The sequence below is a fragment of the Ruegeria sp. C11 genome (assembly GCF_056537725.1).
The window spans coordinates 68,303-81,075 of the sequence record NZ_JBQFSB010000011.1; the positions used below are offsets into that span (position 1 = coordinate 68,303).

Consider the following 12,773-nt stretch of genomic DNA (forward strand, 5'->3'; position numbering starts at 1 on the left):
TGCTTCTGGTTTTGTAGCCAGATTGACTTTGCCAAAGTTCTTAACTTTAAATAAGGCGCGTGACAGTCGGAAAAACACTTGTTGATATTCGCAGTTTATCCAGTCAGCGCCAGATTTGAAAATTCAAGTAACGGAGATGTCTCTCTGTAGTTTGGTAGGCCGGAAAACGCCTATGCCTGTTCTGCCTGTTTGGCGATCCCAGAGGAGGGGAGTCGGCAACCGGAGCCATCCCGGCTTTCGGTATACCGACACAATCCCACCTCGGGATGGCACTATTGCTAAAATGAACGTCTGACTTTCAGGAACAACCGGTTTGCTGTTGTTCCATTCTGGTCAGAACGTCCACCTCAGGCCGGCCTGAAAATATGGCCCTTGTGCGTCGCTGCCGAATTCCTGTTCAGCATTGACTTCGAACAACATGTTGGGAACGAACTCGTACTCATACCCGACCAGTACACTGGCGCCGGTGAAATCCGTGGTCGGGAACGAAAGGTTCTGCGTTGTTGAAAACACCGTCACGGATGCATCGGTGTCGCCCAGACTGCGCCGGAGGACACCCGACAACTGACCCAGCAGGACACCACCACTACTTAGCGACCAATCAGCCTCGACACCCAGCCGGGCTTCGATGACTTCGGTCGTGCTATCCTGAACCGTTGCATTAGCGGACGAGCCGGTTTCGGTATAATCATCATCGTCCTGACGGGTATAACGCACCTCGCCAAAGCCCAGCAGCCCAAACGCGTCGCTGGTATCAAAAGATCGTTCGACCCCCAGATAAGCCGTTAAAAGGTTGCTGTTGTAGTCGGCGTTAGCATCAGTACTGCCGGTGATTTCGCGCGACCGCTCGGTCGACAACCAGCCATAGCCAAGTCCGGCCTCGACCGTGAACGATCCGAACTGACGACCGACCGAGGCATCCAGATACACACCATCCGTGTCGAAATCGGTGGTGTCGGTATCCCCGTTCGAGCGGAAAACACCCAACCCCAGCGCCAGTGCCAGACCATTGTCCAGCTGTCCGGACACACCCACGCTGCCGTCAAACACCGTGACGTCAGTGTCGACTCCGGGCACGTTCTCGAACTGGCGGGCTGCGGCATCGACAGTCACATACGGACGGAAGGGGCCGAAGCTGACGCCCGAGACGCGCCCGGTAGTGGCATTTCGCGTGACCTGAGCCTGCCCGCCGTAGCTCAGCACGCTCGTAGATCCATTGATCACGCTGCCATAAAACGCCGTCACATCGGCTGAGTTCAGAAGTTCAGCGGAATCAACACTGGCATAGATCGGGGCGGCACCGCCTTCGTCCTGCACGAACCAGCCGGACCGCCCATCCGATACCGTTGTGGTGAACACTCCCGAACCCGCAGCGGCATCTTCGAACCGCAACACCGTGCTGCCGCCAACAGCGTCCAGATTGACGTTGTGATCCTGAACGCGGATCAGACCACCGACCTTGTCTGTGGTATTCACATTCAAGGTCCCGGTGCCGGTTCCCAGATAGATCGCATAGGCATCGCCAGACTCGGAAGCTGCAGAGATATCACCAACCGCCGTGATTTCTCCGTCGAAGTTCTCGAAATACAGACCATAGGCGTTGACCATGTCTCCACCTGCAGCGGTTGCCCGTATTACGCCGCTGTTGGCAAAATTGCCCTGCATATCCTCGATATAGAACCCTGCGGCCGTGCCGTTGGCATTGTCTGTTGCGTTGATCAGTGTGGCATCCGCCATCACAGTCCCCGAGTTGATCACATTACCGGACATCGTATCGTACAGCAGAACGGCCTGAGCCCGCGCGCTTTCGGCCCCTTGGGCAATGGCTGTGATCCCGCCTTTGTTCTGAACGGTGCCGATGGTCCCGCCGCGCACGTAAATACCACGCGCCCTGGAATCCTCGGTCTGCGAGACGGCTTGCGCGGAGATCGTGCCCGAGTTGTTCAACCCACCATCAAGGCCGTTTCGGATATAGACGCCACCCACATAGGCACTGTGACCTTCGGCCTGAACCGAGATCGTACCGCTATTGTCGATATCGCCGCTGACCCCGTTTCCGGCATAAAGCCCAAAGGCTTCGGCTTCGGTTTCCTGTGATGTGGCCTGCGCAGTCACCCTACCTGAATTCGAGAAGCTGCCATCGTGCCGCTCATCGATATTGAACGCAGTTGCTTCGGCTTCCTCACGGGCCGCAGCTGACACCGAAACAGAGCCTGCATTAACGATATCGCCGTTGAAATCGCCGTCACTGCCATCGGCGCCGACAAACAGGCCATAGGCCTCGGCAAAATTGTCCGCTGAATTGGCCCCAACGGAAATCGTACCCTGGTTCAGGAAGTCACCGGTCAACCCGTTGTCTGCGTAAATCGCTGCCGCTATCGCCTCATGGTCCGCCTTGGCATTAACCATTATCGAACCGGCATTGCTTACGCTGCTGTTGGCTTGTCCGTTCTCGAAGTAAACCCCATAGGCGTTGGCGAATTCATCGTCAGAATTGGCCAGAACGTATAAGGACCCAGAATTGTCGATATCGGCGACAACCTGGCCATTTCTGGTCAGAAGGCCATAGGCCACGGCTTGCTTTTCGCCTGCATCCGCCACTGCTTGAATAGTACCGGAATTGTTCAGCGCTCCGGTCCATTCCCGGTTGACGTAGACACCGGCCACGGTGGCTTCGGTCGCGCCAATACCCTGAACCGAGATTGCGCCCGAATTGACGATGTTCCCCTCCAGACCCGAAACGACGGAAATACCATAGCCAAGCGCATCTTCGTCTTCGCTTTGAGTCACGATCGCAATCGTGCCGGAGTTATTGACGTTTGCATCAACCTCACCGGACAGCCTCAGCCCGATCGCCTCGGCGGATTCTCCGGCGGTTGCCTGCAACGTGATGAGGCCGCTGTTGCTGACGTCCTGACTGACGCCGTCACGAATGTAGACGCCATAGGCATCCAGATCATCCTCGTCAGTATGTCCGACAATCTGGATTGTGCCGGTGTTTGAAAACGCGCCGTCCAACCCATTGTCAATCCGGATGCCGTAGACGTCGGCCGAGGTGGCACTGTCAACCTCGCTGCGGATCAGGCCGCTGTTCTGCACATCGCCCGTCACGCCGTCTTGGGCGTACAGACCATAGGCATAGGCTTGCTTGTTCTCGGCTGTGGCCTTCACCGACAGGGTACCGGCATTGCTGAACCCGCCCTGCACATGGCCCGTGACATCCAGACCCATCACCATGACGTCTTCGTGGTTTGTGTCCGATGCTGTGGCCGCAACAGATATGTTGCCGGAGTTGGAAAATATGCCCGTCAGGTTACCGTTGACGCGAAAACCCGCAGCCGTTGCAGTATCCGCACCTTTGGCTGACACAGAAACCGTGCCGCCGTTTGTAATGTTCCCGGTGATGTCACCGTAAGACACCAGACCAAAGGCGAAAGCGTCCGACGATGACACGACGGATTCGGCACGGATGATGCCTGTGTTGGTGATATTTCCGTCAAGGCCCCCGCCGATACGCAATCCGGCGGCGTCTGCCGATTCCGATCCTGCATGCGCAACGGCCGTGACACTGCCTGAATTGCGGATATTACCCGTTACGCCACTGGTAATGTCCACACCGCTGGCGCGCGCGCTGGAGCCGCTGGCATCAGCTTTGACTGTAATGGCACCGAGATTATTGAGATGTCCGGTCAGACCACCCGCAATGTCGACTCCATTGACCGTAACTTCGTCAGAACCCGTTGCGTTGGCGACAATCGAACCGCTGTTCGTAACAGTCCCCGTCAGACCGCTGCTGACATCAAATCCATCCGCGCGAACTGACGTGGACCCTTTTGCCGACACCGTGACCGTACCAGAATTCGTCAGATTTCCGTCCATGCCACCGGCGACGTGCAATGCAGACGCTGAGGCGCGGGTGGACCCACCGTGCGCGGTAACCGAAACTGTTCCGGAATTCATAAAGTTCCCGTCAAGCCCGCTGGAAACGTCAAAAGCATCGGCTTCTGCCCGCACCGTACTGACAGCTTCGACGGTGAATGTTCCGTTGTTGGTAATGTCACCAGTCATGCCGCTGCTGACATAAAAGGCATCAGCATCTGCTTCGCTGAAATCACTTTCGGCTTTTACTGTAACGGTGCCGGAATTCACGAAGCTGCCTGTCAGACCACTGCTGACATAAAACGCGTCTGCATCGACCGTTGTAGACCCCAAGGCATTGACCGCGACCGTGCTGGTATTGGTAATGTCACCCGTCATTCCACCGCTGACATAGAAAGCCTTTGCATCCGTGTAGTCGATGCCGCCCTGCACATCGAGCGAGATGCTGCCAGAGTTCAGGAAATTCCCGGTCAGACCGCCTCCGACACGTACACCTGCGGCGTTTGCCGTATCTGATCCTGCACGCGCGTTGGCGACGATACTGCCTGAATTGGTGATGTTGCCGGTCATGCCGCTTGTGATATCGACGCCGTTTGCGCGCCCGCTGGAACCACTGGCATTGGCTTCGGCCATAATGGTGCCGCTGTTGAAGACGTGGCCTGTCAAACCTCCTGCAATGTCGATCCCGTTGACCCGAACTTCGTTCGAGCCCGTCGCGTTGACGGAAATTGTACCGGTGTTCCTGACATTCCCCGTCAGACCGCCGCTTACATCGAAGCCATCCGCGTTAGCAGTCGTAATCCCCGAAGCGGACACGATGACAGTGCCTGAGTTCGAGATGTTTCCATCCATGCCACCAGCCACGTGCAGCGCCGAAGCAGAGGCTTGGCTCAACCCGCTTGCATCAACCGACACCGTACCGGTGTTCGAGTAGTTGCCATCGAGCCCGCTTGAGACACTGAACGCATCTGCACTCGCTCTTGACGTGCTGAAAGCCTCGACCGTGACAGTTCCGTTGTTTGTAATGTCACCGGTCATGCCACTGCTGATGTAAAACGCGTCCGCATCCGCTTCGCTGAAACCACTTTCGGCCTTTACGGTGATGCTGCCGGAATTGACGAAGCTGCCGGTCAGGCCGCTGCTGACATAAAACGCGTCCGCATTGACCGACGAAGCCCCCAAAGCATTGACCGTGACCGTGCTGGTATTGGAAATGTCACCCGTCATTCCGCCGCTGACATAGAAGGCGTCGGCACGAACGTCATCGCTGCCGCCCTGCGCATTGATTGAAATGCTGCCGGAATTCTGAAAGTTCCCGGTCAGGCCGCTACTGACGTAGTAACCGTCGGCATCCACGGCCGAAGAGCCTGAGGCCACGACAGTCATTGACCCTGTATTAGCCACAATCCCTTGCAAGCCATTGTCAACGCGAACACCCTCGGCGTCCGAGTTGGTCCGGCTGTTAAGTGCCTCTACAGTGATGTTACCTGCGTTCGTGACATTGCCCGCCACGCCATCGGTGACCTTGACACCAACGGCCTGTGCTGTGTCAGCCCCGGAACTGGTCCGTGCGGTGATCGCATCAGAATTGACTAAGTTGCCGTTCAGTGTCCCATCGACATTGACACCGACAACCGAAACAGCAGCCCCACCCGTGGTGGTGGCGCTGAGGGTTCCGGTGTTCCGGAGAGTGGTGTCTACGTCATCTCCAAACAGCAGCGCCGTCGCGGAAGCATTTGAAGACCCCGCTGCTGCCACAGCCGATACTGTCCCGGCATTCAACACGGATCCGGTGGACTCAACGCCATTCTCAAAACGGGCGCCAGTTGCGACTGCATTGTCAGCAATTGCTGATGCGCTGGCCGACACGGTCCCTGTATTCGAAAACGCCCCGTTAGCATCAGCATCAATCAGGATACCTCGGGCAGTGATATTGCCCGTACCGCCGGTAATGGAGGCGCTGATTGCGCCGTTGTTGGCGATTTGACCAGTGGGCAGCAACTGATCATTCAGCTGCAATCCGACTGCCTGCGAACTGCCCGTTGCAGAGACAGTGCCGTCGTTGGTCAGTGCGCTGGAATAAGTCGTGTCCAATGTGACAGCGGTTGCCGTGGTCGAGGAAACGTTTACCGCGCCTGTTGGCGTGATGCTGATGTCTTCGTCATTTGTAAAGTTTTGAGGCGTGGTTCGCAGCGTGTCTATGACCTCTGCTTGTGCCACGCCAGCTGGCGCTGTTGAGATCACGGCTGAGGCAAGGAATACCGAAGGCGCTATACTTGCAATCTGACCTTTCCATTTAACAACTCGTCCACCCTTGGCCACGTGCGTCTGCACGGACCGCCGCAATCCACCTGTATTCACCGAAGTCCCCCAAAAGGTCTTTTTTGATTTTTCTATAATTGGCCTAAAAATAAATCCCGGCGGAATTGTGGCGAACATCAAGAGTCTTCACCAGATATTCACAATGGATCGCCGGCAATGCATCCGATCGTGTATCAATTTGATATATTGAGGGAAATGCAGGTAGATTCGAGATTTTCGGTGGTTACGTTTAGGGCAGATGCCAAGCCGTCTGCCACGTCAAAATCAGGGTCAGAGCTAAATACGGGCGTCCGTGATTGTTTCGATCAGCGGGCCTAGGTGACGCTCGTATTTCCTCCACTTTGCCTTCGAAGAGGAATAGAGCGGTCGGCGAACCTGCTGAACGCTGGCGGTGCGAACCCGGCGTTTGCTCTTGTGGAATTCCAGACAAGCATTGTCCCAGTGCAATCCGCAGAAATCGATCAAACCCCGCGCGACGACCTCGAAATCGTCGATCAGCGCCTCATACTGAATGCTGTGGAATGAACCTTCTGGCAGCAGCGTGCGCCAGTGCCTCATGAGCCGGACGTAGTTGTTGTAAAAGCGGCCCAGTTCAACCTGATCGTAGCTATGTAACTGACTGCGTTCAAACAGACGTGTGTAACATGACAGGCATGTATCCAGCGGGTCGCGGGAGATGTGGATGATCTTTGCGTTTGGCATGATCGCATGAATCAGCCCGACGAGTTGAAAGTTGGCAGGCATTTTATCGACGACATGCGGGATGTCCGGGGCGAATTGCGTCAACACCTCGACATAGTCTTCTGCGCGTTGCCTGAGCTTGTCGTCCGACAGCGATCGAAGGGCCAGAGGTGCATTCGTAAGGCCGTCGCCCATTCTGCCAAACAGGTTCTGCAGATCGTTCAGCTCTCCGGCTCCAAAAACTTCCGGATGCGAATTCAGGATGGATTCGGTCAACGTGGTCCCCGATCGTGGCATCCCAACGACAAAAATCGGCCTGTCGCTTTGAACCGCGCAGCCGCGTAGACGATCGATCATGTTCTGATCGAAACATTCTATCAACGCGTCCGTCAGTTGATCATTTTCGGCGCGATCGTACTCAATCAAAGAGCGTTTTACCCGGGCGCCCAAGGAAAATTGCTCGAACGCCTCGTCAAATCGTCCCAGCTTTTCATAGCTCTCACCCATCGCGTAGTGATAGGCGGTGGCCTTGTGTGGCAGCATCTCTGCCGCTTGCGGCATCGCTGCTTCCATCGCTTGAAACACGGGGCTGTCAGCGGTCATTTCTTCCAGTCTGGCCAGCGAAAGCAATGCGCCCAGTTTGTCATCGGCCGCGTCGGAAGCCGCTTCAAAATGTTGCCGGGCCTTTTCAAAGTCGCCCTGTTCCATTTCCAGATGACCCAATGCCAACCTGCTGGCTGTCATGTCAGGTTTCAAATCCAAGGCTTTCAGATAGCAGGTTATCGCGGATTCAATGTCACCGAGTTGAGCCTGTGCCATCGCCATCTGATGAAAGGCCGTGGCGCTTTCCGCATCAAGACGCAGCGCTTGCTTGGCCTCGACCAGGGCAAGGCCGGGGTGGTTCTTTTCATAAAGAACCTGTGACAATCCCACATAGCTTTCTGCATTCTGCCCGTTCAATGCGATCGCATTTCGAAAAGACTTCTCGGCTTTGTCCAAATCCGGCACGAGTAGGAAGATGCGGCCCAGATTCCGATGCAACTCGGCATCCTGCGGGGCACGTTCCAGATGCTTTTCCGCCACGGCGCGGGCCTCGGCGATTTTTTCGGCCTCGATCAGAACGGAAACAAGGTTGTTGGCTGTTTCGTTGGAGCGCGGATTAATTCGGAGCGCCTTTCGATAAAGCATCACCGCCTTTTCGCGATCATCGTTATCGCGTGCGATACTTCCAAGGTTGTTGATCGCCCGGTCGAACTCGGGATCAAGCGCCAGTGCTCTTTCCTGCGACGCTTCTGCGTCAGCGAGGTTTCCCAGGTCATAACAGACCAGACCCAGATTGGAGTGCGCAGCTGCGCTGCCGGGTGCAAGACGAACGGCCCGATGACCGATATCAACAGCCTGTTCCAGATTGCCGGCGCTACGAAGAATTTCGGTGAAATTGGTCAAGAAATTCGCGTTATCCGGCTGCAATCTGACTGCCTCGTTCATGGCGCGTATTGCTGGTTCGAACTGACCGGCTTGGAAGGCGATAAGACCGACCATCTGATGGGCTGCAGCATGTTCCGGTACGGCCTGCACAATACGCGACAACAGTGAAGCGGCGTGTTGCAGTTGTCCGCCTTGATAATGCGTCATTGCCTGATCAAACGCATCCTGCACCGAAATCTGTTGCTGGCCGGTCATCGGCATTCCTTTTTAGCCAGAGAAGACAGGCGGGACGCCTCGTTAGGCCATCTACAACTGCAAATTTGTCTGGTCAAGATTGTGATCTGAGCATTTGGCGGCCCGCCTCGATTGATCCGCCGATGAGTTGGTTGTGCGTTGCAATGTCTGGATCAAGGTCTGAAGGATGCGCATCGCCACTGTTGATGCACCGGGCGTTAGAAAGTCAAAGACTCAAGAGCTTAGAGGCGGCACCTGATTCCAAATTAGATAGCGCATCGGCCATCAACCCCGAAAAATTGGAAGCATATGCTTTGGCACGTATTCAGTTTTTTGATTTTTAGCGGAAGTTGATGCATGATCTTATCCAGCGTTTCTTCCAAGATTTTCTGTCTCAATTGCAAATCAGCATGGGGGTCATAATGGATAGAATGATTGCTTTAATGAACCTGACGGGCGCTTCGATCTTTTCAGTCGTGATTATGTCCAATGGCGCAGCCGCCTTTGAGGGCGAAATACCACCTAACGACGCTGTGCCATCACAGAACTATTCGCCGTTCGTCGATCGCTCCTATCCGGATCAGGTTCTCTTTGGCGATCTTCATTTTCACACTGAAATCTCATTTGATGCCGGGCTTGTCGGAACATCCCTGAACATTCATGACGCCTTTCGAGTGGCGCGCGGGGGAAGAATAACCTCGAATACCGGCCAGCCAGTGCAGTTGATCAGGCCTCTCGACTTCCTTGCTATCACCGAACACGCGGAAATGTTGGGACTTGCGACGGCTGTTCGTGCAGCTGACCCCCGTCTTTTGGCAGATGAGTGGGGCCGCCTGACTTATGAACGGTTCAACTCCGGGCAAGAGGGTCGCATGGCCGCTTTTGCTGACATCATCGAAATTGCGGCGGTTCAGGGCCGCGACCCGACGGCTGGACTCGATCTGGACGGCGATCTTTGGCAGCAGATTGTCGAAACAGTCGATCAGTACTACGAACCCGGTGTGTTCACATCTCTTGCGGGATATGAATGGACCTCGACGCCGTTGGGTAACAACCTTCATCGCGTCGTTCTGTTTGGCGACGGGGCAGAGAAAACGAGCCGGACCCGACCTTTCACTTATTTTGAAAGCGAAGATCCCGAGCCGCTTTGGGATTATCTGGCGGCCTACGAAGAGGCAACGGGCGGCAGCGCAATTTCTGTGCCTCACAATGGAAACATATCAAACGGGATTATGTTTGCGCCCACCAAATTCGACGGATCGCCCATGGACGCCGAGTACGCCGCCAAACGTATTCGTTGGGAACCAATGCACGAAGTGACCCAGATCAAGGGTGATGAAGAAACACATCCGCTTCTTTCACCCGACGATGAGTTTGCAGATTTTGAAACCTGGGATGTTGCAAATATTTCAGGTACCGTCGCCAAAACGCCTGAGATGCTGCGCTATGAATACGGCCGTTCAGCTTTGAAAGTCGGATTGGAAATCCAGCAGCAGGTTGGCGTCAATCCCTACAAATTCGGCTTCTACGGTACGACGGACACGCATACCGCCCTTCCGACCACCCGGGAAGACAATTACTTTGGCAAGTACCAGCACACCGAACCTTCAGCGAACCGCCATAACTTTGATGTAATTCCTGCGGAAGACCCGGCGCTGCGGATTATCACGGCTCAGGAATCAGCCGCGGGCCTCACCGCTGTGTGGGCGCGCGAAAATACCCGAGAGGAAGTCCACGGGGCCATAAAGCGCAAGGAGGCCTATGCCACAACCGGACCAAGAATGCGGGTACGGGTTTTTGGCGGCTGGGACTTTGACGCTGAAGATCTTGGCGCTTCGGATTTTGTTTCCAATGGGTATCGGAACGGTGTGCCTATGGGGGGTGATCTTGCAAAGGCGCCCGACGGAGTTTCCCCGGGCTTTCTGATCCGTGCCCTACGCGATCCGGACGGTGCAAATCTCGATCGTGTCCAAATCATCAAAGGTTGGATTGATGAGAATGGCGAGACCCACGAGCGCGTCTACGACATCGCCGTCTCCGGTGACCGGGTTATCGGCGAGGACGGACGCGCACGGGAACCGGTTGGGTCAACCGTCAATATCGAGAATGCGACTTACAGTAACTCAATCGGCGCCGCGGCACTTGACACCTACTGGCAGGATCCGGATTTCGACCCCGCTCACAATGCATTCTACTACGTCAGGGTGATCGAAATTCCGAAACCGCGTTGGACGACCATCGATGCTGCGTTTTACGATATCCCATTGCCTGAAAACGTTCCGGCAGAAGTTCAGGACCGCGCCTACACGTCGCCAATCTGGTACAGCCCCGAGTAGTTATTCACAGCCTCGGCTGTGTCTTCAATTCTCAACTCGGGCCTGAACCGGCAGCACGAATTACACTGTCGGTTTAATGCGCCGCTACGTGAGGCGAGCGTTCATGTTTACACCTGCATCCCTTAAGAGCTCGAACTTCACTGCAGTGGCACTGACTTGACGATAGAACGCGATCAACTGTTTGGTTGGCCCTTGCAGGCGGGCAAGGCCGACCGTTGCGGCGACCACAGTCCCTACGTCGGTACTGCCGTCCAGAACATGTAAGCCACCAACAATCAGGACAGCTACTGTTCCGGCGCCGTTGATGGCACTCAGGACAAATTTGGACGAAAGTTTCCAAACGAAGATCTGCGAACGGGTCTCGTAGATATCATCGAACCGCGCAGAAATACTTGCGGTTGGGCGGTCACCGGATGTCAGTTGTTTGGCGGCACCTCTGAGCATATGAACCCGATCAGCGACAAGCGCATTAACACGGCTTTGCACGGTCAGGACGATCACAACTTGGGGCAGTATCATGAACAATGCGATGAGTCCCAACGCGGGGTCATTCGTTGCGATGTACCCGACAATGACAACAAGTGTACCAGCCTGCAACAAAGGCTCGGACAGGGCGCTGCCCGAGAATTTTCCAACCTGTTCTGCTTCGGCGGAAATCATCGTTGCCATCTCTCCCTGTGAGAGCGGCGGTGCTTTTTCGATATTGTCGTCTGCTGGATGACAGATGGAGTTTCTCAGGCTGCGGATCATATCCTCGCCTAAACGGCTGGAAAGGTAACCAAGCACCCACTTGAGAGCGAGGCTCAAGAGAATAACCGCTCCCATTGCCAATCCAAGTGTCACCAGGTGGGACTTCGTTATCCAACCGTAGGTCAGGCCGTTCACTATCTCCTTTTGATAATTCAAAGGTAGCGCGGCAAGCCCTGCAATGGCGAGGGAAAGCAGAATGTTGATTGTTTGCTTACGACCAGTTGCTAACCAAATAGATTTGTAAAACTGGATCATTCGAGCCGTCCTTCCCCCCAACAAGCGCTCTGATTATTAAAGACGAGTGCTATTTTTTGTGCGCTTTGAGTAACTTGAACCAATATATTCGAATGGGTTGTTTAAATCTATGGCAGGCCAATTATCTTAACCGCCCCGTACTACTGCTGAACCGTTCGGCAGTGCTCTAGAGTGAGCGAGATGTGTGTCTGAAAGATATTCTTCGACCAATACGAGCGCGCTAGGTTGCCATTTCTGGCACCTTTGCCGGGGGTGCTGCTGCTGTTGACCTCCGCATCATCGCTGGTGTTCTGGCTATTTGATTTGCCTTGCGGGCCGAGGCGGTTTTGAAGGTGCAGGCACCCTTGCTGACCACGCTTTCTAGTTGCAATGGCAGCTTGCTGCGAAAGTTGATCGGGGGCTATCTGCCCCTGACTTCGGCGATCGTGGTCTCACTGAGACGGCTGATCAGGCTTTGCTCGATTTCCGTCATGATACTCGAAACGCGGCGGTGCAAGGCATGTTCCACTGAACATTCCGGAGCGTGATCTTCGTTACCGGAGGCGATCAGGCTTTCGTCCAGCGCAAGATACACATCTGCAAGGGTAATGCTGTCCGGTTCGCGTGCCAGACGCCACCCACCTGAGTGGCCTTTTTCCGAGGTCAACAGGCCTGCGTCGCGGAGACGTCCCAAGACACGGCGTACTACCACCGGGTTCGTCCCGGAATGCTCGGCGATGTCTGCCGAGGTTCTCACACGATCCGGATCTCCGGCCATGTGGCTTAGCGTGTGCAGGGCGAGGGACAGGCGACTATTGCGCTTCATTTGTGCTTCTTCTCCAAACGGGCATCACACGTAACAATGGCTGTTGCATTCGTCTAGTAACTATGAGAGTTACATGACTCTCG

Annotated in this window: 5 protein-coding genes; 1 reads left to right on the forward strand and 4 read right to left on the reverse strand. The window is 55.2% G+C overall.

From position 1 onward, the window contains the following. Window positions 1–333: 333 nt before the first annotated feature. Window positions 334–6,099 carry a hypothetical protein gene (locus ACR0NA_RS18125; RefSeq protein ID WP_480731338.1) on the reverse strand — a complete coding sequence of 1,922 codons (5,766 nt, stop codon included), beginning with the start codon at window positions 6,097–6,099 and terminating at the stop codon, window positions 334–336. Between the two features lie 378 nt (window positions 6,100–6,477). Further along, a complete protein-coding gene (locus tag ACR0NA_RS18130; RefSeq protein ID WP_480731341.1) occupies window positions 6,478–8,565 on the reverse strand; it encodes a tetratricopeptide repeat-containing sulfotransferase family protein in 2,088 nt (695 codons plus the stop codon). A 401-nt stretch (window positions 8,566–8,966) separates the two neighbouring features. Between ACR0NA_RS18130 and ACR0NA_RS18135 the strand changes: the two genes are divergently transcribed. Next, complete coding sequence (locus ACR0NA_RS18135) at window positions 8,967–10,880, forward strand: DUF3604 domain-containing protein (RefSeq protein ID WP_480731343.1); 1,914 nt, start codon at window positions 8,967–8,969, stop codon at window positions 10,878–10,880. 84 nt (window positions 10,881–10,964) lie between these two features. Here ACR0NA_RS18135 and ACR0NA_RS18140 read toward each other — a convergent pair whose 3' ends face one another. Together ACR0NA_RS18140 and ACR0NA_RS18145 are read right to left on the reverse strand one after the other, a co-directional pair. Continuing rightward, the gene (locus ACR0NA_RS18140; RefSeq protein ID WP_480731345.1) at window positions 10,965–11,885 is read right to left on the reverse strand and encodes an ABC transporter ATP-binding protein; all 921 of its coding nucleotides are present in this window, start codon (window positions 11,883–11,885) and stop codon (window positions 10,965–10,967) included. 400 nt (window positions 11,886–12,285) lie between these two features. Further along, a complete protein-coding gene (locus ACR0NA_RS18145; protein WP_480731347.1) occupies window positions 12,286–12,690 on the reverse strand; it encodes an RrF2 family transcriptional regulator in 405 nt (134 codons plus the stop codon). Window positions 12,691–12,773 lie beyond the last annotated feature (83 nt).